This is a genomic window from Brachybacterium sp. AOP3-A1-3, assembly GCF_052378285.1.
Taxonomy (GTDB): Bacteria; Actinomycetota; Actinomycetes; order Actinomycetales; family Dermabacteraceae; genus Brachybacterium.
The window spans coordinates 20,060-43,141 of the sequence record NZ_JBQSXM010000012.1 but is presented as its reverse complement, the minus strand read 5'-3'; the positions used below and the strand labels follow the sequence as shown (position 1 = coordinate 43,141).

The window sequence follows — 23,082 nt, the reverse complement described above, 5'->3', positions numbered from 1 at the left end:
GGGACGGCGGGGCCTGGGTTGTGGACAGAGGGCTCAGAGCCCGTCGATGATCAGCGCCGTGGCGTCGAGCCAGGCCTCCTTGGTCTTCGCCGAGACGCGCGTCCAGTCCAGGTGGGAGCCGTCCACGAACTGCTGCTCGTAGGGCACCTCGGCCACCGCGCGGGTGTGGGCGCCGAAGTGCGCGAGCAGGCGGTCGCGCAGCACGGGATCGACCTTGCCCTTGGAGGAGTGGGACAGGATCGTCACCGCGTGGTCGACCTGCTCGGCCAGACCCGTCGCCCGCAGCTCGTCGATCATCCAGGCGGCCGCGTTGAAGGTGTCCTCGCGCACGGTGGAGACGATCACGAGCTGATCGGCGTTGCGCACGGCGGCCAGCCAGTTCGAGGCGCGCACGTTGTTGCCGGTGTCGATGACCTTGATCCGGTAGAAGCGCGAGAGGGCGTCGTTGAGGTCCGCGAAGGCCTCGCCGTCGATCGAGGCGGCCGAACCCGGGTCCTCGTCGGAGGCGAGGATGTCGAAGCGCATCTCGCCCTGGGGGCGCACATAGGGATCGAGGTCCGCGTTGCTCGCGTCCGGGGAGCGCAGCTTGTCGATGTCCTGCAGCAGGTCGACCGCGGTGCGGTGATGGTCGGTGGGGATGCCGCGCCAGCCGAGGGTGCCGCGGGTCTCGTTGTTGTCCCAGGCCAGCACGTTGCCGCCGCGGGTCACGCCGAGGGACGCCGCGATCATCAGCGAGGCGGTGGTCTTGTGGGCACCGCCCTTGAGGTTCACGACGGCGATGTTGCGCGGACCGTCCAGAGGCTGACGCACGCGCTCCAGGCGCTCGGTGTCCCGGCGCTCGACCTTGCCGGGCCGCGGGGAGATCACGCCGCCGGTGACCCGGGTGATGAAGCCCGGGAGGCCACGGGTGGCCCGGACCTTCTCCGGCTTCGAGGTCGAGCTCTGCAGATCCTGCAGGGTGGGGCGGGAGCCGGCCTCGGGGGCGCGCCCCGGCAGCGGGCGCCGCGCCGAGGGCGAGGATGACGGAGCGCGGCCGGTCGCGCCCGGGGCCGGGGAGGGCACGGGGTCGGAGGGCGCAGAGGGCGCCGGGGCCGCCGGGGTGGAGGCCGCCGCGTGGGCCGACGGGGCCGACGGGGCAGACGGAGCAGACGGCGCCGAATGCCCGGAGGGTGCGGAAGGGGCCGACGGCGCAGACGAGGCCGACGGCGCAGAGGAGGCCGACGGCGCAGAGGAGGCCGACGGTGCGGAGAGCGCGGATTCTGCCGAGGCGACCGACGGAGCGGGCGACGCGGAGCTGGAGGACGCGGTGTTCTGAACATCGGCCGGAGACATCGCCGCGGCGCGACGGCGGCGGGCGCGGGAGCGCACGGCCGGGAGCTCCCCGGTCTCGTCGGCGCCGATGGCGGCATGCTCGCCCGTGACCGGGCTCGATGCGGTCGCTGCGGAGGCCGGGATCGAACCGCCGGCCGACAGCAGCGCCGGATCGATCGAGCTGAGGTCCACAGTGTCGTCGGTGGGCAGCTCCTCCTCGACGACCGGCGGAGCGATCAGCGGGGAATCGATCGGGGGGCCGTACAGCGGCTGGTCGTCCGCCGCGCGTCCGGCGATGCGTCCGGTGGGCTCGACCCGCAGGTGGTGACGGACGTCGGGCTCGACGATCACCACGTCCACGGCCTTCTCCCCGGTGCGTGCCGTGGTGATGAAGACCTGCTTCACCCGATTGCGGATCTCCGGCAGATCCGCCCCGGTGACCTCGACGGTCTCGTCGGCGAGGTGCACGGTGGCGGTGGTGTCGGAGGTGATCCGCGCCTGCGCGATCATCGATGAGTTCCTTCCGGATCCTGAATGCCCGTCCGGCCGGATGCGGCCGGGTGGCAGGGGTCGGCCCTACTCTACGGGCGCGGGACCCCCGGATGCCCCTCGACGACCACCCCGGGCCCTGCCTACAGTGGCGACGTGCACACCTTTCTGCTGTCCGAGCCGGCTGGCTCCGGCGAGAACGAGGATGCGGCCGGTGCGCTGGGCGAGGTGGCCGTGCTGCTGGACGGGGCCGGGATCCCCCAGCGCTTCCGTGCCGGCTGCCACCACAGCGTCGCCTGGTTCTCCCATGCCGTCGCCGGACACCTGCTGACCCGTGCCCAGGATCCGTTCCTCGACCTGCGCAGTGCGCTGGCGGGGGCCATCGCCGATGTGCGCGGGCTGCACGAGCACGAGTGCGATCTCGACGCGGGCGGGCCGTCGGCCACCGTGGTCCTCGTACGACGGGTCGGCGAGCACCTCGAGCACCTCGTGCTGTCCGACTCCTCGCTGCTGCTGCACGGCACGGATGGTCAGGTCACGCGGATCACCGATCAGCGGGTCGACGAGATGGTCGCCCAGGAGCGGGAGGCCACGGCCGTCGAGGCGCGGCGCAATGCTCCGGGCGGGTTCTGGGTGGTGCGGCACGAGGCGGAGGCGGCGCAGCAGGCGCTGGTCGGACGCACACCCTGGGCGACGCTGAGATCGGTGCATCTCGTCTCCGACGGCATCACCCGGGCCGTGGACCTGCTCGACCAGGAAGGGGACACCTCGCTGACGCTCGCCCTGGAGGTCGACCCTCGTGAGGTGATCGACGGGATCAGGGCGGGGGAGCGGTCGCTCGAGGCGTCCCGCCGACCCCGCAAGCTCCATGACGATGCGACGGTCCTCACACTTCGTCCGTGACGAGGGCGGCCGACGGGCCGGATCCTGGACCTTCGCTGATCGCTGCCGGAGAGCGGCGTCGACACGGCGGGGGCGGGGTCGCCGGGCCGAACCGGGGCCTCGCCTTCGTCTTTTGTCATCCCATGACGGAATCTTGGTCTGAGCGGCACGTGAGGAGATCGCTGAACCTGCATGCCACCTGCGAAAACAGGGGCACGTGGCGCGTTTACACGACGCCGGAGAAGGCCTAGACTCCAAGAGAACGCGTCGATGGAGGCGATCAGCGATCGGGTGACGCGATCCCCCGTATGAGCTGGTAGTGTTCCCGCTGGACGAATACGTTGAAAACTTAACAGATGTGCCGCTTCTCGAGACCCCCCTCACGGGGAGCGGCCGGACGGGCACCACGCCAGGTTCCCCCACTTTGGCAGCCCGTCCAGCCTGATCGCCCGCACCCACCCCTGACGGACGACAGGCATGACGAGCGGTCCGTGAGCCCCCGACATTGTCGGTTGAGTGCTCCGGGCCGCTCGTCGCATTCCGGGACCGGCGGGCCGCCTCGCGGCGGCCCGTCGACCGGTCGCCGGGCAACTTCTCGCCGCTCCGGCTCCTCGCCATTCCGGCCCCTCGCCCCTTCGGCTCCTCGCCGCGCCCGGTCGTCAGGCCTGCGTGCTCGTGGATCAGCCGAGGATGGCGACGTCGCTGCCCGGGTCGAGGCGGTAGCCGGCGCCGCGCACGGTCGAGATCAGACGGCGGTAGCGACCCAGCTTGGTGCGAAGACGCCGCACATGGACGTCGACCGTGCGCTCGCCGGTCTCTGCCGGGGACTCGGCCCACACCGTCTCCATGAGCTCCTCGCGCGAGATCGTGCGGCGCGAGTTCTGGGCCAGCTGCCCGAGCAGCTCGAACTCCTTGTAGGTCAGGTCGACGTCCTGGCCGTCGATCCGCACTCGGCGGCCGAACAGGTCGATGATGAGGCTGTCCTCGCCGACGGCGACCGACGGGCTCGACGGGCTCACGGCCGTGGCCTGCAGCGCGCGGCGGCGAGCATTCTCGGCATCCTTGCGGGCAGGGGAGTTCGGCGAGACGACGCCGGCCCGGCGCGGTCGCAGCGGGCTCACCGCGGCCGGGGACTGGCTGCGCGGCGGCAGGGCCCGGACGGCGGAGCGGGTGCCGGTGCCGGTCGCCGCGAAGGAGTGCGGGCTGTTGACCGCGACGGTGGTGCGACCCTGACGGGTCGCCGTGAGGCGCTGGGCGTGGGTGCGCAGGTCATCGGCGATGAGGGCTGCTTCGACGTCACCGGTGCCGGCGGGGAGGGTGACGGACAGGGTGACCGTGACCCCTTCCTCCGACGCCTGCGAGGGCAGGGCTCCGGTGCCGGCGCGGTGCAGTGCGCGGGTCGAGGTGGCGTAGCGGGACGGGATGGTGGGACGTTCCAGGGCGATGGTCATGATGAGCGTTCTCCGAGGTGCGGCGCAGCGAGCGCGGCGGCTGGTGGACCCGGGATCCCTGGGATCGACGCCTGTCGGCGGATCTTTCAGGGGTGTGCTCCCGGTAGCACCTGGGGCCCGCGCCTTCCGGCCGGCTCCTGTCAGCCGACCCCGGAGGTGTCTTGAGCGCTCAGAGGCTCGGCTGACGATGCATCATCGGCATCATCATCATGAACATCATTCGGCACATCGCGGAACGGACCACCCGGTGGGTGGCCTCGTAGCGCGCAGCGATCGACGTCATGCCCCAGACAATGCCCGCTCGGAGCGGATCGGGCAAGAGGGTGTTCACATGTCGATACGCGGCGGGCGGCGCAAGATACGCGGCAGGCGGCCCAGGGCAGGCGGTCCAGGGCAGGCGGCGCGAGGGCATCAGCAGACGCGACGGGGCAGGTCCCGCGACGGATGACGTCGCCGAACCTGCCCCGTGCCGGCCACCTCGGTGAGGGTGGCTCCTGGATCTCCCGCTCAATGCTCGTGCGGTGCGGAGGCCTCGTCGTGGCTGTGCACGTACCCGCCCTCTTCGCTCTCGTCGGCGTGGAAGTGCGGTGCCATCGGGCCGGGATCCTGGGGCGTGTGCCCGCCGTCGCGGAAGGTGGTGTGCATCTCCCGCACCCACTGGGCGAGGACCTCCACGGTCTCCGGCTGCTTGCGCGAGACGCCGAGCACCGCGCGACCCTCGCGGGCGGCGGAGGCGTCGGCGAGCATCTGGTCGACGTCCACGTCGACGTAGGGAGCCAGGTCGATCTTGTTGATGACCAGCAGATCGGCGCGGCCGATGCCGGGGCCGCCCTTGCGGGCCACGTCGCCGCCGCCCGCGACGTCCAGGACGAACAGCTGGGCGTCGACGAGGGAGGGGGAGAAGGTCGCGGTGAGGTTGTCGCCGCCGGACTCGACCAGCACGATGTCCAGGGGGTCGAAGTCCTGCTCGAGATCCTCGACCGCGAGCAGATTCATCGTGACGTCGTCACGGATCGCGGTGTGGGGGCAGGCGCCGGTCTCCACCGCGCGGATCCGCTCACCGGGCAGCACGCCCTCGGCGCGCAGGAAGCGGGCGTCCTCGTCGGTGTAGATGTCGTTGGTGATCACGCCGATGCGGAACTCCTCGGCCAGGGCGCGGCACAGGCTCGCGATGGTCGAGCTCTTGCCGGTGCCGACGGGCCCGGCGACACCCAGCCGCAGCGCGCGGCGGGGGTGGGTCGAGGCAGTGGTGCCGGTGGTGGTGTCGGTGGTGGTCATGCGTCCTCCTGGAGGGTCGATCTGTGGCGGGTGGTCTGGCTGGTCCGGGTCGTCTGGCAGGTCCGGAAGGTCTGAGTGGTCTGTGTGGTCCGAATGGTCTGGGGGCGCGGTCAGCGGGGGACCGCGGACCAGGGGCGGGGCCCCGGCGAGGCCCAGGGTTCGCCGAGCAGGCCCATCGCGGAGTCGAGGCGTGCGCGCAGCTCGGGCAGGTCCTGCCCGACGGCGGTGACCTGCACGCAGGCCGGGTCCTGGCGCATCACGGCGCTCCCGGCGTCCGGGGCCGCGGCGGCGGGCCCGGGGGCTCCGTCGGGATCGACCACGATCACGTTCCCGAGCGCCCGGTGCGCACCGAACACGCTGGTGGCGCTCGACCCGATCGCCGCGGGGCCGAGGTCGAGCTGCTGCACGACGGTCGGATCCCCGCTGCGGCGCACCGATAGCCGCGCGGACAGCGAGCCCGGCTCCTCGCGATGGCGGCCCAGCACGATCTCCTCGCGGTAGAGCAGACGCGCATCCGCGGCCAGCTCGGCCTCGATCACGTGGTGGTGGCGGCAGCCTGCGGCGGCGATCACCGGCTCGGGCACCCAGACGCAGGTGCCGCCCTCGTCGACGCGCAGCCGGGTGATCCACCGGGAGGCCTCGCCGTGCGGCCCGGGCAGCACGAGGGTGGCGCCGACATCGCGGATCACGAGCGTGGACCCTGCCCCGACGTGGATGTCCAGCACATAGGTGTCGCCGCCGACGGGGCCGGCGGCGCTCGCCGACATCCGGATGCGGGCGGCGTCGCCCCCGCGCACGAACGGCTCCTCGCCGCTGGCGATCGTGGGGCGAGGGGACAGGGGGGTGTCCGCCCGCAGCCGGGAGATCCTGGTGCGGCCGTCCGTGAGCTCTGTGGCGATCACGGCATGGCACAGGAAGGAGCCGCGGTGGGTGCGGCGGCGAGTCCCGGAGAGGTCCGGGCGGGCGAACTCGGGAAGGCCCGAGCGCACCTCAGGAGGCGAAGAGACGCTGGTCATGGTTCGTATGCAGTTCTGCGGCGATGTCGGAGAGGGGAGCGGCGAGGGCCGGGAGGTCCCGGGCGTCGGAGGCGGCGAAGTCAGTGGCCCGCTCGGCCAGCTCATCGAGCTCCGGGGCGAGCTCGGCGAGGCAGCGGTGGGTGGCGAAGGGGTCGATGCTCAGCAGCTTGACCGCGGCGACCGCGGGGGTGGCCGCGGCCTCGTAGAGCACGAGCCCGGCGGCGTCGCGGGCATCGAGCCCGAGGGCGGCCGCCACGGTGCCGTAGGCGATGGGCTGCTGCAGCACGGGCCCGGCGGCGTCGAGCACGGGCTGCTGGGACGGGGCGATGGAGCGCATCGCCCGCAGCAGCATCCGCCCGAGGTCCCGAGCGATCCGTCGCAGCGAGGGCGAGGGCGTGCGGGCCACGAGCTCGCGATCCAGCGCGGCGAGCGCGGGCCCCAGCGAACCGAGGTCCCCGCTCGCCATCGCCTGCGCGGTGCGATGCTGCGCGGCGGCCGCGAAGGAGGCGCTCACCAGACCGGTGGTGTGGACGCGGCCGCGCAGGAACGAGGCCAGGCTCTCCGCGTCGCGCACCCAGCCGCGGGCGATGGCCTGCTCGAGACCGGCCGAATGCGCGTACCCGCCGGCCGGGAGGCGGCCGTCACCCAGGAGCAGCAGGGCCGCGGACCGCGCGGCACCTGCCGACGACGTCGCCGTGCCGGCAGTGGAGGGAGCGGGCATCGTCAGAACAGGAAGTACCGCTGTGCCATCGGCACGAACTCGGCGGGTTCGTGCTCGATCAGCTCGCCGTCGATCCGCACCGCATAGGTGTCGGGGTCGACGTCGATCCGGGGACGTGCCGTGTTCAGCGGCAGATCGTCCTTGGTGACCTTGCGGGTCGACGTGATCGGGACGATCTGGTGCTCCACGCCCATCCGTTCGACGACGTCGTTCTCCATCGCCAGCTCGGAGACGAAGGCGAGGCTCGTGGCGCCGGCCGCCTTGGTATGGGCGTTGAAGCCGAGCCGCCCGGAGACGGGCTGCGGGGTCGGGATGGAGGCATTGGGGTCGCCGATCGCGGCCACCGCGGCCATCCCGCCCTTGAACACGGCCGAGGTGCGCACGCCGAACAGCGAGGGCTGCCACAGGACGAAGTCGGCGAGCTTGCCCACCTCGATCGAGCCGACGTGCTGGTCGATGCCATGGGCGACGGCCGGGGCGATCGTGTACTTGGCGATGTAGCGACGAGCCCGGTTGTTGTCGGCCGCGCCGTCGCCCTCGAGCGCACCGCGCACCTTCTTCATCTGGTGCGCCGTCTGCCAGGTGCGCATGATCGTCTCGCCGATGCGGCCCATCGCGAGCGAGTCCGAGCTCATGATCGACAGCGCGCCCATGTCCTGCAGCACGTCCTCCGCGGCGATGGTGCCGGCCCGCACGCGGGACTGCGCGAAGGCGAGGTCGTTGGGGATCTGCGGGTTCAGGTGGTGGGCGACCATCACCATGTCCAGGTGCTCGTCCACCGTGTTCACGGTGTACGGGCGGGTGGGGTTCGTCGAGGCCGGGAGCACGTTGAGCTCGCTGGCGACCTTGATGATGTCCGGGGCATGGCCGCCGCCGGCGCCCTCGGTGTGGAAGGCGTGGAAGGTGCGCCCCTTGACCGCGGCGAGCATGTCCTCGACGAAGCCGGCCTCGTTGAGGGTGTCGGAGTGGATCGCGACCTGCACGCCGGTGGCGTCGGCGATCGACAGGGTCCGGTCGATCACGGCCGGGGTCGCGCCCCAGTCCTCGTGGATCTTGAAGCCGCCCATACCGGCGCGCACCTGCTCGAGGAGGGCCTCGTCGTTCATGGCATTGCCGCGGCCCAGGAACATGAAGTTCACCGGCCACGGGTCCAGGCCCTGGAACATCTTCTCCAGCCACCAGGCGCCGGGGGTGGCCAGCGCGGCCTTGGAGCCCTCGGCGGGGCCGGTGCCGCCGCCGATCACCGTGGTGACGCCGGCGTTCAGGCCCACCTTGAGCTGATCCGGGGTGACGAAGTGGACGTGGGTGTCGATCGCGCCCGCCGTCATGATCATGCCGTTGCCGGCCATGACCTCGGTGGACGGGCCGATCACGAGGCTCTCGTCGACGCCGTCCATGACGTCGGGATTGCCGGCCTTTCCGATCCCGCAGAAGCGGCCGTCGCGGATCCCGACGTCGGCCTTGACGATGCCCCAGTGGTCGAGGATCACGACCCCGGTGATGACCAGGTCGGGGGTGCCCTCGGCGCGCGTGCGCGCCGACTGCAGCATCGACTCGCGGATGGATTTGCCGCCGCCGAAGACGGCCTCGTCCCCGCCGGCGTAGTAGTCCTTCTCGACCTCGATCACCAGGTCGGTGTCGGCCAGGCGGATGCGGTCCCCGACGGTGGGGCCGTAGCTGGCGACGTACTCGGAACGGCTGACCTCAGTCATCGAGTGGTCCTCCGCTTTCCCCGCGGAAGCCGCGCGCGATGCGCAGGCCGCGGATGTCGATCAGTTGGACGTCCTCGTCGGCCCCGGGCTCGAAGCGCACGGAACCTCCGGAGACGATGTTCAGCCGCTTGCCCCAGGCGGCCTTGCGGTCGAAGTCGAGGGCGGGGTTCGTCTCGGCGAAGTGGTAGTGCGAACCGACCTGGATCGGGCGGTCGGCGGTGTTCACGACGCGCAGGGTGATCGGGGTGGCGCCCTCGTTGATGATCACGGGGCCGTCGGCCAGGAGGATCTCCCCGGGGACGACGGGGACCCGGTGGTCCACCACGTCCATGCTGGCGCGGCGGGGCGCCTGTCGGCTGCTGGTGCCGATTCGGCGCGGCTCGCTCGGGGCGCCGACGCCGGAATGCCCCCGGGCGTCGTCGTCCTCGTACTCGCGGCCGGGGTGGTCGGTGGAGTGCTCGGCGGGCTCGGCCGTCGCGTCCGGCGTCAGCTCCGGATTGTCGAAGGGGTTCTCCTCCATCGTCGGCGCGTCGGCCGGATCCTGGGGAGGTCGCTCGTTGCTCATCTCGCCTCCTTCACTGCAGCGGGTCGGTGACGGTGACGAGCTTGGTCCCGTCCGGGAAAGTGGCCTCGACCTGGACCTGGGCCAGCATCTCGGGCACGCCCTCCATCACATCGTCACGGCCCAGCACATAGCGTCCGCCCTCCATGAGATCGGCGACGGACTGCCCGTCCCGCGCTCCTTCGAGGAGGTACGAGGTCAGCAGTGCGGTCGCCTCGGGGAGGTTCAGCTTGAGCCCGCGCTCCTTGCGCTCGAGGGCGAGCTTCCCGGCCACATGGACCATGAGCCGCTCCTGCTCGTGGACACTCAGGAACATCGGACCTCCAGCTGCTCGGCGACACCAGGATGCCCATCATGGCCCGCTCCGGGGAGGGGGTCAATTGCTCTGACCGGCGGGTTCGGAGAATGTCTGGGTTGTCTGGATGGCGCGGCGGGTCCCGGATGCACAGCGCGCCCCCACCGGGAGGCGGGGGCGCGCTGAGCGTGCAGGGTCGTGCGTGGCATCGCGGGGGCGACGAGGCCAGTCGACGAGGTCAGCCGACGAGGTCGGTCGACGAGATCAGCCGACGAGATCAGTCGACGAGATCAGTCGACGACGCCGAAGAGACGGTCGCCCGCATCGCCGAGGCCGGGCACGATGTAGCCCTTCTCGTCGAGCTTCTCGTCGATCGCGGCGGTGACGATGGTGAGGTCGATCGAAGGATCGATGTTCTCCTCCATCGCCTTGAGGCCCTCGGGGGCGCAGAGCAGGGTCACGCAGGTGATGTCACGGGCGCCGCGCTCGTGCATGTACTCGGTGGCCGCGATGAGGGTGTGCCCGGTGGCGAGCATCGGGTCCAGCAGGAAGCACTGGCGGCCCGAGAGGTCGTCGGGGAGCCGGTTCGCGTAGGTCGTGACCTCGAGGGTCTCGTCGTTGCGGACCATGCCCAGGAAGCCCACCTCGGCGGTGGGCAGCAGGCGGGTGAGGCCGTCGAGCATGCCGAGGCCGGCGCGCAGGATGGGCACCACCATCGGCTTGGGGTTCGAGAGCTTGGTGCCGGTCATCGTGGTCACCGGGGTCTCGATCTGGACCGGCGAGACCGAGACGTTGCGGGTCGCCTCATAGGCCAGCAGGGTCACCAGCTCATCGGCGAGCTGACGGAACACGGAGGAATGGGTGGCGCGATCGCGCAGCACGGACAGCTTGTGGGCAACGAGGGGGTGGTCTATCTCCAGGACGCGCATAGGGGTGAATCTACCGGAGGGCGTGCCACGATCGGCACAGATCGCGGCGGATGGGCCCGACCGAGGCTGTTCTCACGCAGGGTCGGGCGGTGACCCCGGTGACCCCGGTGGCCCCGGTGAGCCCGGTGAGCCGGGTGAGCGCGGGCTTCGGTGCCTGAGCCTGCGAGGATCGGAGCCTGCACGTATCTGCGCCTGCCGGTACCTGGGCCGGAGGTGATCCTCGCCCGCGATGACCGGACGACGCCCGACGCTCGGAGAGCTCATGACACAGCGACCCTCGTACCTCTACTACACGGCGACCACGCTCGACGGTTTTCTCGCCGACGAGCACGACAGCCTCGACTGGCTGCTGGCCCAGCCGCTGGGATCAGGGAGCCTGCTGGACTACGACTCCTTCTCCGCGGGTGTCGGCGCCCTGGTCATGGGAAGCACCACCTACCAGTGGATCCTCGACCACCCCCAGGAGCAGTTCGGCGATGCCGACGCCTGGCCGTACGACAAGCCCGCCTTCGTCTTCACGCATCGCGACCTGGCGCCCGCGGCGGAGACCGTCACGATCCTGGCCGGCGCTCCGGCCGAGCACAGGGAGCAGATCGAGGCCGCCGCGGGCGACGGTGCCGTCTGGGTCATGGGCGGCGGGGACCTCGCCGCCCAGTTCGCGCGCGACGGCATGCTCGACGAGGTCATGGTCTCGATCGCCCCGGTCACGCTCGGCGCCGGCAGGCCCCTGCTCGGAGGCCGGTTCGACCTGCAGCTGCAGGACTTCGGCCGCAACGAGGCATTCCTCGAGGCGCGCTACACGGTGGTGGGGGAGCGGCCCTGACATGGCTCTGGCGCGGCCCGGCCCGGCGCACGGGACAATGGCTCCATGACCGATGACGAGCTGATGGGCCTGGCGATCGACGAGGCGCGGGCAGCGGCGGACCGCGAGCCGTCGGACGTGCCGATCGGTGCGGTCGTCGTCGGCCCCGACGGGCAGGTGCTGGCCACCGCCGGGAACCGTCGCGAGGCCGACGAGGACCCCACCGCCCATGCGGAGCTCCTCGCCCTGCGCCGTGCCGCCGCGGCCACCGGACGCTGGAACCTCACCGGCTGCACCCTCGTCGTGACCCTCGAACCGTGCACGATGTGCGCGGGCGCGATCGTCCTGGCCCGCACGCAGCGCGTCGTCGTCGGTGCGATGGACCCCAAGGCGGGCGCCGCCGGGTCCCTCTACGACCTGGTGCGCGAGCCGCGCCTGAACCATCGCGTCGAGCTCACCACGGGGGTGCGAGAGCAGGAGTGCGGGGACCTGCTGCGGGAGTTCTTCCGCGCCCGTCGCAAGCGGGCGCCTCGAGAGTGAACTGACCAGAATGCTCGATCTGGTCGACCAGGTCGCTTCCGAGTTGGTCAGGTGCGGCGTACTCATGACGCCATGAGCACTGCCGATCGCCTGGGAGCATCGGGATCCGTTTGATCGGATGATCGCCGCTCAAGCGATTCGGCGAGGACTTTCCCTGGTCAGCGCGGACAAGGTCTTCGATGGATTGCCGGGGGTCGAGCGTCTCTGGTGAGCGGTTGAGCCGATCTGTCCGACCAGTGGGCTTCGAATCTCGCCATTCGAACACCAGCACTACACTGGCGCAGACATCGAGCTGGTCGAGGAGCAATCATGAATGCACGCGTGCCGTCGTCGGCCGTGGTCGCTGAAGGCGTCTCGAAGGTCTTCTTCTCCGGACAGGAACCGGTGTGGGCACTCGAGGACTTCTCGCTGACGATCGAGCCGGGATCCTTCACCTGCATCGTCGGCCCCTCCGGCTGCGGCAAGTCCACCTTCCTGCGGATCCTCGGTGGGCTCGAGGAGCGCACGGTCGGCGAGGTGACGATGAGCGGCGCCGACCACCCCGTGCCCGCGGCGTTCGTGTTCCAGGAGCACGGCGTCTTCCCCTGGATGACGGTGCTGGACAACGTCGCCTTCGGCCTGCGCATGACCGGCACGGGCGCCCGTGAGCGCCACGGGATCGCGATGGACTGGCTGCGTCGGGTGCGCCTGGAATCCTTCGCGTCGTCCTTCCCCCATCAGCTCTCCGGCGGCATGCGTCAGCGCGTCGCGATCGCCCGCGCCTTCGCCACCGGTTCCCCGCTGCTGCTCATGGACGAGCCGCTCGGCGCCTTGGACGCGCAGACCCGCATGCTCATGCAGGAGGAGCTCATCGCCCTGTGGGAGCAGGAGCGCAAGACGGTCCTCATGGTCACGCACGACATCGACGAGGCGATCATCCTCAGCGACCGCGTGATCGTCATGTCCGGCCGCCCCGGCACGGTGCGCGAGGACATCGCCGTCCCCTTCGAGCGGCCCCGCTCCTTCGACATCGAGCGCAGCCCCGAGTTCGGCGAGCTGCGCTCCCGCATCTGGAACCTGCTGCGCGACGACGTGCGCAGCGCGGAGGAGACGGCATGAGCTTCACCGAACGTCCGAGCACGGAGAGCCTCGGCACGGAGAGCCCCGGCGCGGAGAGCACCCGCGTGGACCGGGAGCAGCGCACCCTGGTGGCGGCCCGCGAGCAGCGCTCCCGCGACCGTCGGCTGCGCACCCGCGACCTCGTGCTCTCGATCGCCGCGCCGATCGTGCTGCTGGTGCTGTGGGAGGTGTGCGCCCGTCTGCTGATCATCGACCCGCGCTTCTTCCCGGCGCCCACCACGATCCTCGGCGCGCTGGGCGAGATGCTGCGCACCGGCGAGCTGTGGGAGCACGCCGGGCCCACCCTGCTGCGACTCCTCGTCGGCGGCGGCCTCGGCGCCGCGGCCGGCATCGTGGTGGGGCTGCTGATGGGCTCCTCGCGAGCCCTGAACGCCGCGTTCGGTCCCCTGTTCAGCGCGCTCTACCCGCTGCCGAAGATCGCGATCTTCCCGATCCTGCTGATGATCTTCGGGCCCACCGAGCTGCCCAAGATCATCGCCGTGTTCATCACGACCTTCTTCGTCATGCAGATCGCGACGGTCTCCGGCGTGTGGGCGATCGATCGCAAGCTGCTCGAGGCCGGCACCGCCTATGGCGCGACCGGCTTCGCCCGCTTCCGCTTCGTGGTCCTGCCCGGGGCGATGCCTTTCGTGTTCTCCGGGCTGAAGACCGCCACCGGCACCGCTGTCGTGGTCGTCACCGCCGTCGAGTTCACCGGCGCCTCCACCACGGGGCTCGGCTATCTGATCTGGAACTCCTGGCAGCTGTTCATCCCGGAGAAGCTGTACGTGGGACTGCTGGTGATCGGCATCATCGGTGCTGTCCTGACCACGCTGCTCAGCCGATCGGAGAAGCTGCTTCTGCCCTGGCGACGCGGCTGACCCTCACCACCCTCCACCACCCCTAAGGACACACCATGCGTCGTCGCACCCTGCTCTCCCTCGCCTCCGTCGGCGCCCTCGGCGGAGCGCTCGCCGCCTGCGGCCCCGCTGTCACCGGGAAGGACTCCGGCTCCGGCGGCGGTTCCTCCTCGGGCACCGTGCGCGTGGGCCACGTGCCCTCCTCCCTCTTCGCCCCGCTCTACATCGCGGACTCGATGGGCTACTTCGAGGACGCCGGCATCACCCTCGAGCTGACCCCGCTGAAGTCCGGCCAGGACGGCATCCCGATGCTCGCCAACGACCAGCTCGACGTGATGATCGCCGGCTTCAGCGCCGGCATGTTCAACGCCCTGGACCAGGGCCTGGCCTTCAAGATCGTGGGCTCCATGGGCATCTCCCCGGGGGACCCCGAGAACTCCCCGACAGCGCTCGAGGTCAGCCAGAAGCTCCTTGACGACGGCTCCGTCACCTCGGTCGCCGATCTCAAGGGTCGCAAGATCGGCGTCGCGGGCGGCCCCGGCGCCACCGGCGGCTACCTGCTCGCCGCGATGCTCGAGGAGGAGGGCCTGACGCTCAACGACGTCGAGGTCTCCAACCTCTCCACACCCGACCAGGAGCCCGCGCTGACCAACGGCTCCGTGGACGCGGCGACCCCGTCGGCCCCGTTCTCGACCGCCATGGAGGACGCCGGCGTGGCCTCACCGCTCGCCGTGCCGAAGAAGGGCACCACCGGCACCGGGGTCCTCTACTCCGAGACGTTCGTCGGTGCGGATCTCGCCCAGGACTTCTTCTCGGCTCTGGCCAAGGGATCCCAGGAGCTCTCGGCCGACGGCGCGCAGACCGGCGAGGTCTACCAGATCCTCGCCGACACCCTCGGCCAGGAGATCGAGGTGCTGAAGTCCGCGCCGATGTACACCTACCTGCCCGACCTCGCCCCGCAGCCCGACCAGCTCGAGGCCATGCAGACCGTGTGGATCGACGCTGAACAGATCACCTACACCGAGCCGATCGACGTGACCACCGTGGTCGACGCGAGCTTCGCCGAGGGTGCCTCCGCGTGACCCGGCCTGTCGTGGCCTGGCCTGGCTGACACGGCCGGGCGGGTCGGGGCAGGGCCGTGCTGGCCGGGGTCGGATCACGGGAGGGCCCTCCGCGCATCATGGGGCGAACTCCCCATGGACGGCGGGGTGTCCGCCGCCGACCATGTAGCCATGCAGACAGAGCCGAGGGATCCGATGGGCCCGAGCGATCCGACGGACGAGAACGGTCGGGCGGACGAGAACGGTCGGGCGGACGAGAACGATCCGACGGACGAGAACGAGCCGACGAGCCGGCCCTGTTCCGTGCGCCCGGCAGGTATGGCGAACCCGGCGATCTCGTCCAGCCCAGCGGAGCCGGCCAGGACGGTCGGCCGTGCCGCGGCATCCCGGCGACGTCGCGCGATCGGTGCTCTGCTCGGGGTCCTCGCGATCGTGGTGGTCCTCTACGGACTGGGCGTGCTCCTCGCGCCGACGGAACATGCGAACGGCGCCTGCACAGGGATCGGGTTCGGGTGCACCCCGTCGCCGCGGGACGGCCTGGTCCTGCTCGGGGTGATCATCGGCCTGCCCACGCTCGTCGCCATGCTCGTCCTCGGGGGAGCGGCCGTCGCCGCCCTGCTGCGCTGGACGCGCCTGCCGGGGGTGGCCGTCGGGATCGGTGCAGGGCTCGCTGCGACGGTGGCCTGCGTGCTGGTGCTCCTGGTGGTCCTGCTGCTGATGTGAGCTGCACGGGTGCACTGCCGAGGAGCGCACCTGGGGCGGGTGGATGGGTGGGCATGCGCCCCCAGGGGATGGATGGGCACGCGCACTCAGTGGATCGGTGGGCATGCGCACCCAGACGATGGGTGGGCAAGCGCATCCAGTGGCGTGTGGCGTACAGGGAGCGCGATATATAGCGCTGCCACCTCGCCTGGCGCCAGTGGATGCGGCGCAGCCTGGCGCTAGTGGATGCGGCGCGTCCGGTTCGGGCCGGGGTCAGATCCAGCCCTGGCGGCGGGCGATGGCGACGGCCTCGTGGCGGTTCGCGGCCTGCAGCTTCGCCTGGGCGCTGGAGAGGTAGTTGCGCACGGTGCCCTCGGCCAGATGTGCGCGGCGGGCGATCTGCTCGATGGCGGCGCCGTCGGCCGCGAACTCCAGCACATCGGCCTCCCGCGGGGTCAGCGGAGAATCCCCGGAGGAGATGGTCTCCGCGGCGAGCTCGGGATCGATCACCCGCCGCCCGGCGGCGACCGAGCGCACGGCGCTCGCCAGCTGGTCCGCGGAGGTGGTCTCCGGCAGGCCGCCGAGGACTGGCTGGGCAAGCGCCCGTTTGAGGTAACCGGGACGGGCGTGCGAGGTGAGGATCAGGCAGCGGGTGGCGGGGGAGACCTGCCCGATCCGGGTGGCCAGCTCGAGGCCGTCCCCGTCAGGCAGCTGGAGGTCGAGCACGGCGACGTCGGGCTGCTCGGCCCGGGCCAGGCGCGCACCGTCCGCCACGGTCGCCGCCTCCCCGCGCACGTCGAGATCGTCCTCGAGGGAGAGCATCGTGGCCAGCGCGGAGCGGATCAGGTTCTCGTCGTCGACGAGGATCACCCGCAGCGGGGCGGCGGCAGTCGCTGCGGCGGAGGGGTCGGCGTTCATCGGGTGCCTCCAGGGGCATCGAAGCGGACATCGAGGGTGAAGATGCCGCCCTCGCGGCGGATGGTCAGCATGGACCCGGCGCCGAGGCGCTCGCGCATCCCGATCAGCCCGCTGCCCTCGATCACCTCCGAGTCGCCGGGGGCACCGTCGTTGACCAGTGTGACCCCGCCCGAGGTGAGGGTGATGGTCACGGCCGAGGGATCCGCATGGCGAAGGACGTTGGTGCCTCCCTCGCGCAGCACCCAGGCAGCGGTGCCGCGATGGCGGGCGGGAACGTCCTCCGACGCGCCGTAGACGGTGACCTCCGCCTGTGCCGAGCGCAGCAGGGACGCGGTGCCGCGCAGCTCGGTGGCGAGGTCGACCTCGCGGTAGCCGCGCAGGAGAGCTCGGATCTCGGTGAGCGAGGCCCGCGCGATCTGGGCGACCTCGCGTCCGTGCTCCACGGCGCGCGGGTCCTCGCGCTCGGCCAGCTGCGCGACCAGCTCGGACTTCACCGCGATCACGGAGAGGTCCCGTCCGGTGACGTCGTGCAGGTCCCGGGCGAAGCGCAGCCGCTCCTCGGCGACGGCGAGCTGGGCCAGGGCCTCGCGGGCATCGTCGAGCTCGCGCACCATCGCGGCGAGCCACAGGGAGAGCCGGGCGGTGAGGACGGCTGCGATCACGAGGAGGCCGCTGGAGAGGGCTCCCGGCAGAGAGCCCAGGAGCAGCGCCGACACGGCGGCGAATGCCACGGCGAGCCCCACACCGATCTCCCAGCGCCACCGGACCGCGGCCGTGGTGATCACCAGAGACAAGGACATGATCAGCAGGCGCGGATCGGCGTCGCCGAGCAGCGACGTCCCGGCGATCACGGCCGACGGTGCTACGGCGGCCAGGAAGGAGAGGTCCGAGGGGAGGTTTCCCACCTGACGGATGCCCCAGCGGTCCCGCTCGGAGTGGGCATCGGCCGCGGCCCAGGCCTCCATGGCCCGCCAGGCGGACCAGGCCCCGAGCGCGATCTGCCCGCACAGCACGGCGACGGTCAGCGGTGCGGAAGCGGCTGCCACCGGGATCCGCAGGTCCAGGAACAGTGCGATGCCCAGCGGGAGCACTGCCACGACCCCGACGAGGGTCCATGCCGTGTAGGCGTAGAACACGCTCCACTGTCGACCGGCGCTGGTGTCCACATCAATCCTCTCGTGATCGCCGAACAGGCGGACGACCTGGTGGGGAGCCTATCGGGTCAGACGATCGCGGCGAGGAACAGGCTGCCGAAGATGCCGAAGGCGATGCCCCAGACGACGATCGAGATCCCCATCCACAGGTACACCTTGCGGCGAGCTGCTCCGAGGGCCACGAGTGCGGGGCCCGACAGCTGCGAAGCGACGACGAACGGGCCCAGCAGGGCGACGCCGGGCACGCCGTACTTGTCGAGGGCGGTGGCGACCTTCGCGCGGAACCGCGAGGGCTTCGCGTCGCGTCCGGTCGCCCCGCCCTTGCGCCGACGCCGGCCGTCGGTGACCGCGTCACGGGCCCGGCCGGACAGGGCGATGGCGAGGAAGGTCGCGATCAGGTTCCCGGCCACGGCCGCAGGGATCGCGAGCGCGGGGTGGATGCCGAGGGAGGAGCCGAGGAAGCTGCCGAGGTAGGACTCGATGAAGGGGATCGCGCCGGCGGGCACGAGGGCGAGCACCTGCTGCCACGGTTCGAGGCCGGAGACGAGGGTGTGGAGCTGGGCGAGGAGGTCCTGGAACATGAGAGGGCCTTTCGGGGATCGGGGTGGCCGGACCGATGTCGTGGTCTGGCTGATGCCTCTACTCTCCGTCGGCGGACCAGCTGCCAGTAGAGCGCCCTCTCACCTGCATCGATGGACTATTCATGAACCAGCCGTGAGGAATGTCAGGGGTGCGGGGGACACAGCTCTGCCCCGCGGTTCCTCGCGGGCTCTCGCGCCACCGCGTCGAGCCACCGGCCGGGACGGCGGGCCATGCGAGGGCAATCAATTCACCTGACGGCTCGCGGCCCATGAGATACACCTGGGGGCATGGCACACCTCGACATCGCCGGCATCGACTACACGCTGGCCGATGGCAGACCGCTGCTGAGCGACGTCTCCTTCCGGGTGGGCGAGGGCGCGCGGGTCGCGCTCATCGGGGCCAACGGCGCCGGCAAGACCACTCTGCTGCGCCTGATCACCGGTGATCTGAGCGCGGAATCAGGGGCCATCACCCAGGACGGCACGTTGGGGGTCATGCGCCAGTTCCTCGCCGGCGGCACGGTGCGCGAGCTGCTGGTGGCCGTCTCGCCCCCGGCCCTGCGTCGGGCCGCCGCCGCGGTGGACCGCGCCGAGCAGGCGATGGTCGAGACCGATTCGACCGCAGCGCAGATGGATTACGCGAGGGCGCTCACCGGATGGGGCGAGGCCGGTGGCTACGAGGCCGAGGTGCTGTGGGACGTCTGCACGATAGCGGCGCTCGGGTCGACGTACGAGGGCTGCGCGGAGCGGGACGTCCAGTCGCTCTCCGGCGGCGAGCAGAAGCGACTCGCCCTGGAGGCGCTGCTGCGCGGGCCCGACGAGATGCTGCTGCTGGACGAGCCGGACAACTTCCTCGACGTGCCCGGCAAACGCTGGCTCGAGGAACGCCTGGTGGCCTCCGAGAAATCCGTGCTGTTCGTCAGCCACGACCGGGAGCTGCTGGCCCGCACCGCGACCGCGATCGTCACCCTCGAGCTGGGGGCCGCCGGGAACACCTCCTGGACGCATCCCGGCGGGTTCGCCACCTACCAAGAGGCCCGCGAGAAGCGCTTCGAACGGCTCGACGAGCTGCGCAGGCGCTGGGACGAGGAGCAGGCCAAGCTGCGCGCCCTGGTGCAGATGTACAAGCAGAAGGCGGCCTACAACTCGGATATGGCCGCCCGCTACCGGGCGGCGCAGACCCGCCTGGCGCGGTTCGAGGGCGCCGGCCCGCCCGAGCAGCAGCCGCGCGAGCAGAAGCTCGGCATGCGACTGCGCGGCGGGCGCACCGGCAAGCGGGCAATCGTGTGCGAGAGCCTCGAGCTGACCGGCCTGATGCAGCCCTTCGACCTCGAGGTGCGCTTCGGGGACCGGATCGCGGTGCTCGGCTCCAACGGCTCGGGCAAGTCGCACTTCCTGCGTCTGCTCGCCGCCGGCGGCAGCGATCCCGCTCCCGAGCATCTGCCGGTCTCCGAGGTGCCGATCGATCCTGTCGAGCACACGGGCACGGCACGGCTCGGGGCACGGGTGCGCCCGGGCTGGTTCGCGCAGACCCACGGCCGCTCCGACCTCGCCGGACGCACGCTCCTGGAGATCCTGCATCGCGGGGACGAGCATCGAGCGGGGAAGCCGCAGGAGGAGGCGGCGCGGGTGCTGGCCCGCTACGAGCTCGCCCGCGCGGCCGAGCAGACCTTCGACTCGCTCTCCGGCGGTCAGCAGGCGCGCTTCCAGATCCTCCTGCTCGAGCTGGGCGGCGCCACGCTGCTGCTGCTCGACGAGCCCACCGACAACCTCGACCTCGAATCGGCCGACGCCCTCCAGCAGGCGCTCGCCGCCTTCGAGGGGACCGTCGTCGCAGTCACCCACGACCGCTGGTTCGTGCGCGACGTCGACCGCTTCGTGGTGTTCGGCGCCGATGGCGAGGTCTACGAGTCCGACGTGCCCGTCTGGGACGAGTCCCGCGTGGCCCGGCAGCGCGCGTAGAGGCCGGGCCACCGGACCTCCGAGCCACCGGGCCGACGTGACGCCGTGCACACGCGTCGCCGCTGGTCTGTGAGCTGTGTTTCGTCAGATGAACAAGTACTCCGGCCTCGGCGTGTCCGAATGATTCACTTCGGAGGTGATCACACTCGACAGCCTCACGAAGGTCTTTCCCGCACCCGGCGGGGGAGACCCCGTCGTCGCGCTCGGCGGGATCGACCTCCACCTCGAACCGGGGCGCGTGCACGGCATCGTCGGCCGTTCCGGTGCCGGTAAATCCACCCTCATCCGCTGCCTGACCGGGCTGGAGAAGCCCACGTCCGGGCGCGTCGAGGTGGACGGCACGGACGTGGCCGCCCTCGAGGGCAAGGCCCTGCGCGCCGCCCGACGCAACATCGGCATGGTGTTCCAGCACGCGAACCTGCTGGACTCCCGCACCGCCGCCCAGAACATCGCCCATCCGCTGGAGATCGCCGGGGTGCCCCGCGCCCAGCGCGAGCGTCGCGTCGCCGAGCTCGTGGAGCTCGTGGGCCTCTCGGGCCGGGAGCACAACTACCCCGCACAGCTCTCCGGCGGCCAGATCCAGCGCGTCGGCATCGCCCGCGGCCTCGCCGCGGAGCCCAAGGTGCTGCTGTGCGACGAGCCCACCAGTGCGCTCGACGGCACCACCACGCATCAGATCCTCGATCTCATCGCCGACCTGCGTGAACGCCTCGGCATCACGGTCGTGATCATCACCCACGAGATGGCCGTGGTGCGCGAGGTCTGCGACACCGTGACCCTGCTCGAGAACGGCGCGATCACCCAGACCGGCGACCTGGTCGACGTGGCGGCGGATCCGCACGGGCCGCTGTCAGCCGAGCTGATCCCTCTGCCCCCCGCGCCCACCGGTATCAACGCCCTCATCGTCAACTGCGACTACGGCGACTCGCCGACGATCCGCACCAGCGACGATCTGGTGCGCCTCGCCGAGACCTATGAGGCCGAGGCGACGATCGTCGCCGGCACCATCGAGACGCTCGGCGGCCGTCAGGTGGGCCGTGTCCAGCTGGCGCTCCGCAACCGCTCGGACCAGCCGATCTCCGCCGAGGGCCTGGCGGAGTTCCTGACCGAGCTCGAGGCGGCCGGCGTGGTCGCGAAGGAGGTGACGGCATGATGGACACCCTTCAGGAGTGGCTGCAGAACCCGCTGTTCCACCGCTGGGAGGACGGCCTCTGGCAGAACACCCTGATCACGCTCTATATGACGGCAGTGACCATGGCGCTGACCGTGGTGCTCGGCCTCCCGCTCGGCGTGGCACTGTTCGAGACCGACGGGTCGACGTCGCGCCCAGTGCGCACCGTCAACCAGGTCGTCGGCTTCATCGTCAACGTGCTGCGCTCTTTTCCGTTCTTCATCCTGATCATCGCGCTGATCCCGATCACCTCGGCGGTCACCGGGCGCTCGACGGGCCCCAACGCGGCGATGATCGCCCTGACGATCGCCGCTGTGCCCTTCGCCGCCCGGCTCTTCGAGCTGAACCTGCGGGAGATTCCCGCCGGGAAGATCGAGGCCGTGCAGATGATGGGTGCGAGTCGGTGGCAGATCATCCGCCAGGTGCTTATCCCCGAAGCCCTGCCCGGGATTATCGGATCGATCACCACCACCACGATCGCCGTGATCGGCTACACCGCCATGGCCGGCTCGGTGAACGCGGGCGGCCTCGGCCAGCTCGCCTACAACCGTGGATACACCGGCTACCAGACCGAGGTCATCATCGCGACGGTGGTCCTGCTGGTCATCATCGTGATCCTGGTGCAGCTCCTCGGGTCCCGCCTGGCCACAGCCGTCGACCACCGCGCTCGCACCGCGTGAACCACGCGTCGATATCCCTCCCCACTCCCCGACCCCGTCCCCAGGAGGACCCCTCATGAGCACGTTCAGCCGCCGTACCCTGTTCGCTTCCGGAGCGGGTCTCGCCGCTCTGACCCTCGCCGCCTGCGGCGGGGACGACACCGCACTGGAGGAGAAGGACGGTGTCACGACGATCCGCATCGCCGCGACCCCGGTGCCGCACATGGCGATCCTGACCTTCGTCAAGGACAACCTCGCCGCGGATGCGGGCCTCGAGCTCGACCTGCAGGAGCAGACGGAGTACCCGATCCCGAACCGTCTGCTGAACGACGGCGAGGTCGACGCGAACTTCTTCCAGCACAAGCCCTATCTCGATACCGAGATCGAGGAGAACGGCTACGAGCTGACCGCCCTCGAGCCCGTCCACCTCGAGCCGCTGGGCATCTACTCCGACTCCCTCTCCAGCCTCGACGATCTCGCCGACGGCGATGAGATCGGAGTCCCCACCGACCCGTCCAACCGTGGACGTGCACTCGCGCTTCTCGCGGAGCAGGGCCTGTTCACTCTGACCGAGGGCATCGAGCCCACCGACGCGACGAAGGACGACATCGTCGACAACCCGAAGTCGCTGAAGCTCTCCGAGATCGATCCGGCCCTGCTGCCTCGCACCAAGGGCGACTTCGCGGCAGCTGTGATCAACGGCAACTACGCGCTCGAGGCGGATCTCAAGCCCGCCGAAGACGCCCTGGTCCTCGAGTCTCCGGACGGCAACCCGTACGCGAACCTGCTCGCGATCCGCACTGCCGACGTGGAGAACTCGGCGCTGAAGAAGCTCGAGGAGCTGATGCACTCCGAGGACGTGCGCACGTTCATCGAAGACACCTACGCCGGTGGCGTCATCCCCGCCTTCTGAGCCACCCCGCGCGCT

General features: G+C 70.9%; 24 protein-coding genes. 12 read left to right on the top strand and 12 right to left on the bottom strand.

Annotation, left to right across the window (positions count from 1 at the left end; translation table 11 throughout):
• Positions 1-33: 33 nt before the first annotated feature.
• On the bottom strand, positions 34-1,821 hold the full coding sequence (locus ACT3T5_RS14620) for a MinD/ParA family ATP-binding protein (protein WP_444579585.1): 1,788 nt from the start codon (positions 1,819-1,821) through the stop codon (positions 34-36).
• 135 nt (positions 1,822-1,956) lie between these two features.
• On the opposite strand from ACT3T5_RS14620, the gene ACT3T5_RS14615 reads away from it, so the two are divergent.
• Positions 1,957-2,703: a protein phosphatase 2C domain-containing protein gene (locus ACT3T5_RS14615; protein WP_444579586.1), complete on the top strand. Its 747-nt coding sequence runs from the start codon at positions 1,957-1,959 to the stop codon at positions 2,701-2,703.
• Positions 2,704-3,362: 659 nt separating this feature from the next.
• On the opposite strand, the gene ACT3T5_RS14610 is transcribed toward ACT3T5_RS14615, so the two are convergent.
• The 8 genes from ACT3T5_RS14610 to upp all read right to left on the bottom strand — a co-directional run bounded on the left by ACT3T5_RS14610 (position 3,363) and on the right by upp (position 10,646).
• Positions 3,363-4,133 carry a winged helix-turn-helix domain-containing protein gene (locus ACT3T5_RS14610; RefSeq protein ID WP_444594724.1) on the bottom strand — a complete coding sequence of 257 codons (771 nt, stop codon included), beginning with the start codon at positions 4,131-4,133 and terminating at the stop codon, positions 3,363-3,365.
• A gap of 507 nt (positions 4,134-4,640) precedes the next feature.
• Positions 4,641-5,411: an urease accessory protein UreG gene (gene ureG, locus ACT3T5_RS14605; protein WP_444594723.1), complete on the bottom strand. Its 771-nt coding sequence runs from the start codon at positions 5,409-5,411 to the stop codon at positions 4,641-4,643.
• A gap of 110 nt (positions 5,412-5,521) precedes the next feature.
• On the bottom strand, positions 5,522-6,427 hold the full coding sequence (locus tag ACT3T5_RS14600) for an urease accessory protein UreD (RefSeq protein WP_444594722.1): 906 nt from the start codon (positions 6,425-6,427) through the stop codon (positions 5,522-5,524).
• Entirely contained in the window at positions 6,402-7,148 is a 747-nt protein-coding gene (locus ACT3T5_RS14595) for an urease accessory protein UreF (protein ID WP_444594721.1), read from the bottom strand. The genes ACT3T5_RS14600 and ACT3T5_RS14595 overlap by 26 nt, the downstream gene beginning before the upstream one ends.
• Positions 7,149-7,150: 2 nt before the next feature.
• Positions 7,151-8,860 (bottom strand): urease subunit alpha, encoded by a 1,710-nt coding sequence (locus ACT3T5_RS14590; protein ID WP_444594720.1) that lies wholly within the window; start codon positions 8,858-8,860, stop codon positions 7,151-7,153.
• Positions 8,853-9,425 carry an urease subunit beta gene (locus tag ACT3T5_RS14585; RefSeq protein ID WP_444594719.1) on the bottom strand — a complete coding sequence of 191 codons (573 nt, stop codon included), beginning with the start codon at positions 9,423-9,425 and terminating at the stop codon, positions 8,853-8,855. The genes ACT3T5_RS14590 and ACT3T5_RS14585 overlap by 8 nt, the downstream gene beginning before the upstream one ends.
• Before the next feature lie 10 nt (positions 9,426-9,435).
• Positions 9,436-9,738: an urease subunit gamma gene (locus tag ACT3T5_RS14580; RefSeq protein ID WP_444579592.1), complete on the bottom strand. Its 303-nt coding sequence runs from the start codon at positions 9,736-9,738 to the stop codon at positions 9,436-9,438.
• Positions 9,739-10,007: 269 nt separating this feature from the next.
• Entirely contained in the window at positions 10,008-10,646 is a 639-nt protein-coding gene (gene upp, locus ACT3T5_RS14575; RefSeq protein WP_193115716.1) for a uracil phosphoribosyltransferase, read from the bottom strand.
• A gap of 262 nt (positions 10,647-10,908) precedes the next feature.
• Between upp and ACT3T5_RS14570 the strand changes: the two genes are divergently transcribed.
• The 7 genes from ACT3T5_RS14570 (at position 10,909) to ACT3T5_RS14540 (ending at position 15,730) form a co-directional block, all read left to right on the top strand.
• Positions 10,909-11,469, top strand: coding sequence for a dihydrofolate reductase family protein (locus ACT3T5_RS14570; RefSeq protein WP_443336909.1), 561 nt, complete (start codon positions 10,909-10,911; stop codon positions 11,467-11,469).
• Positions 11,470-11,514: 45 nt separating this feature from the next.
• Positions 11,515-11,988 (top strand): tRNA adenosine(34) deaminase TadA, encoded by a 474-nt coding sequence (gene tadA / locus ACT3T5_RS14565; RefSeq protein ID WP_441449093.1) that lies wholly within the window; start codon positions 11,515-11,517, stop codon positions 11,986-11,988.
• A gap of 79 nt (positions 11,989-12,067) precedes the next feature.
• Positions 12,068-12,199: a PIN domain-containing protein gene (locus tag ACT3T5_RS14560; protein ID WP_443336915.1), complete on the top strand. Its 132-nt coding sequence runs from the start codon at positions 12,068-12,070 to the stop codon at positions 12,197-12,199.
• Between the two features lie 98 nt (positions 12,200-12,297).
• Complete coding sequence (locus tag ACT3T5_RS14555) at positions 12,298-13,086, top strand: ABC transporter ATP-binding protein (protein WP_441449094.1); 789 nt, start codon at positions 12,298-12,300, stop codon at positions 13,084-13,086.
• Positions 13,083-13,967: an ABC transporter permease gene (locus ACT3T5_RS14550; RefSeq protein WP_443336906.1), complete on the top strand. Its 885-nt coding sequence runs from the start codon at positions 13,083-13,085 to the stop codon at positions 13,965-13,967. The genes ACT3T5_RS14555 and ACT3T5_RS14550 overlap by 4 nt, the downstream gene beginning before the upstream one ends.
• Positions 13,968-14,002: 35 nt before the next feature.
• A complete protein-coding gene (locus tag ACT3T5_RS14545) occupies positions 14,003-15,028 on the top strand; it encodes an ABC transporter substrate-binding protein (protein ID WP_441449096.1) in 1,026 nt (341 codons plus the stop codon).
• Between the two features lie 150 nt (positions 15,029-15,178).
• Positions 15,179-15,730 carry a hypothetical protein gene (locus ACT3T5_RS14540; RefSeq protein ID WP_343924084.1) on the top strand — a complete coding sequence of 184 codons (552 nt, stop codon included), beginning with the start codon at positions 15,179-15,181 and terminating at the stop codon, positions 15,728-15,730.
• Between the two features lie 252 nt (positions 15,731-15,982).
• Here ACT3T5_RS14540 and ACT3T5_RS14535 read toward each other — a convergent pair whose 3' ends face one another.
• Genes ACT3T5_RS14535 through ACT3T5_RS14525 form a run of 3 tightly spaced genes read right to left on the bottom strand, consistent with a single transcriptional unit; the run spans position 15,983 to position 18,362 of the window.
• Positions 15,983-16,627: a response regulator gene (locus ACT3T5_RS14535; protein WP_444594718.1), complete on the bottom strand. Its 645-nt coding sequence runs from the start codon at positions 16,625-16,627 to the stop codon at positions 15,983-15,985.
• A complete protein-coding gene (locus ACT3T5_RS14530) occupies positions 16,624-17,793 on the bottom strand; it encodes a sensor histidine kinase (RefSeq protein WP_444594717.1) in 1,170 nt (389 codons plus the stop codon). Before ACT3T5_RS14530 ends, ACT3T5_RS14535 begins: the two co-directional genes overlap by 4 nt.
• 56 nt (positions 17,794-17,849) lie before the next feature.
• Positions 17,850-18,362, bottom strand: coding sequence for a hypothetical protein (locus tag ACT3T5_RS14525; protein ID WP_444594716.1), 513 nt, complete (start codon positions 18,360-18,362; stop codon positions 17,850-17,852).
• Between the two features lie 288 nt (positions 18,363-18,650).
• On the opposite strand from ACT3T5_RS14525, the gene ACT3T5_RS14520 reads away from it, so the two are divergent.
• The 4 genes from ACT3T5_RS14520 (at position 18,651) to ACT3T5_RS14505 (ending at position 23,067) form a co-directional block, all read left to right on the top strand.
• Positions 18,651-20,324: an ABC-F family ATP-binding cassette domain-containing protein gene (locus ACT3T5_RS14520; RefSeq protein WP_444579600.1), complete on the top strand. Its 1,674-nt coding sequence runs from the start codon at positions 18,651-18,653 to the stop codon at positions 20,322-20,324.
• 136 nt (positions 20,325-20,460) lie between these two features.
• Positions 20,461-21,477, top strand: a complete 1,017-nt coding sequence (locus ACT3T5_RS14515) for a methionine ABC transporter ATP-binding protein (RefSeq protein WP_193115703.1) — start codon at positions 20,461-20,463, stop codon at positions 21,475-21,477.
• Complete coding sequence (locus ACT3T5_RS14510; RefSeq protein ID WP_193115702.1) at positions 21,474-22,175, top strand: methionine ABC transporter permease; 702 nt, start codon at positions 21,474-21,476, stop codon at positions 22,173-22,175. Before ACT3T5_RS14515 ends, ACT3T5_RS14510 begins: the two co-directional genes overlap by 4 nt.
• A 55-nt stretch (positions 22,176-22,230) precedes the next feature.
• Positions 22,231-23,067, top strand: a complete 837-nt coding sequence (locus ACT3T5_RS14505; RefSeq protein WP_444594715.1) for a MetQ/NlpA family ABC transporter substrate-binding protein — start codon at positions 22,231-22,233, stop codon at positions 23,065-23,067.
• Positions 23,068-23,082 lie beyond the last annotated feature (15 nt).

Bases quoted from the DNA above. Each gene is read 5' to 3' on its own strand.
- ACT3T5_RS14555 (WP_441449094.1), top strand. From the start codon at position 12,298: ATGAATGCACGCGTGCCGTCGTCGGCCGTGGTCGCTGAAGGCGTCTCG.
- upp (WP_193115716.1), bottom strand. From the start codon at position 10,646: ATGCGCGTCCTGGAGATAGACCACCCCCTCGTTGCCCACAAGCTGTCC.
- ACT3T5_RS14610 (WP_444594724.1), bottom strand. From the start codon at position 4,133: ATGACCATCGCCCTGGAACGTCCCACCATCCCGTCCCGCTACGCCACC.
- ACT3T5_RS14520 (WP_444579600.1), top strand. From the start codon at position 18,651: ATGGCACACCTCGACATCGCCGGCATCGACTACACGCTGGCCGATGGC.
- ACT3T5_RS14510 (WP_193115702.1), top strand. From the start codon at position 21,474: ATGATGGACACCCTTCAGGAGTGGCTGCAGAACCCGCTGTTCCACCGC.
- ACT3T5_RS14540 (WP_343924084.1), top strand. From the start codon at position 15,179: ATGCAGACAGAGCCGAGGGATCCGATGGGCCCGAGCGATCCGACGGAC.
- ureG (WP_444594723.1), bottom strand. From the start codon at position 5,411: ATGACCACCACCGACACCACCACCGGCACCACTGCCTCGACCCACCCC.
- ACT3T5_RS14505 (WP_444594715.1), top strand. From the start codon at position 22,231: ATGAGCACGTTCAGCCGCCGTACCCTGTTCGCTTCCGGAGCGGGTCTC.
- ACT3T5_RS14535 (WP_444594718.1), bottom strand. From the start codon at position 16,627: ATGAACGCCGACCCCTCCGCCGCAGCGACTGCCGCCGCCCCGCTGCGG.
- ACT3T5_RS14550 (WP_443336906.1), top strand. From the start codon at position 13,083: ATGAGCTTCACCGAACGTCCGAGCACGGAGAGCCTCGGCACGGAGAGC.
- ACT3T5_RS14580 (WP_444579592.1), bottom strand. From the start codon at position 9,738: ATGTTCCTGAGTGTCCACGAGCAGGAGCGGCTCATGGTCCATGTGGCC.
- ACT3T5_RS14620 (WP_444579585.1), bottom strand. From the start codon at position 1,821: ATGATCGCGCAGGCGCGGATCACCTCCGACACCACCGCCACCGTGCAC.
- ACT3T5_RS14545 (WP_441449096.1), top strand. From the start codon at position 14,003: ATGCGTCGTCGCACCCTGCTCTCCCTCGCCTCCGTCGGCGCCCTCGGC.
- ACT3T5_RS14595 (WP_444594721.1), bottom strand. From the start codon at position 7,148: ATGCCCGCTCCCTCCACTGCCGGCACGGCGACGTCGTCGGCAGGTGCC.
- ACT3T5_RS14600 (WP_444594722.1), bottom strand. From the start codon at position 6,427: ATGACCAGCGTCTCTTCGCCTCCTGAGGTGCGCTCGGGCCTTCCCGAG.
- ACT3T5_RS14585 (WP_444594719.1), bottom strand. From the start codon at position 9,425: ATGAGCAACGAGCGACCTCCCCAGGATCCGGCCGACGCGCCGACGATG.
- tadA (WP_441449093.1), top strand. From the start codon at position 11,515: ATGACCGATGACGAGCTGATGGGCCTGGCGATCGACGAGGCGCGGGCA.
- ACT3T5_RS14590 (WP_444594720.1), bottom strand. From the start codon at position 8,860: ATGACTGAGGTCAGCCGTTCCGAGTACGTCGCCAGCTACGGCCCCACC.
- ACT3T5_RS14570 (WP_443336909.1), top strand. From the start codon at position 10,909: ATGACACAGCGACCCTCGTACCTCTACTACACGGCGACCACGCTCGAC.
- ACT3T5_RS14525 (WP_444594716.1), bottom strand. From the start codon at position 18,362: ATGTTCCAGGACCTCCTCGCCCAGCTCCACACCCTCGTCTCCGGCCTC.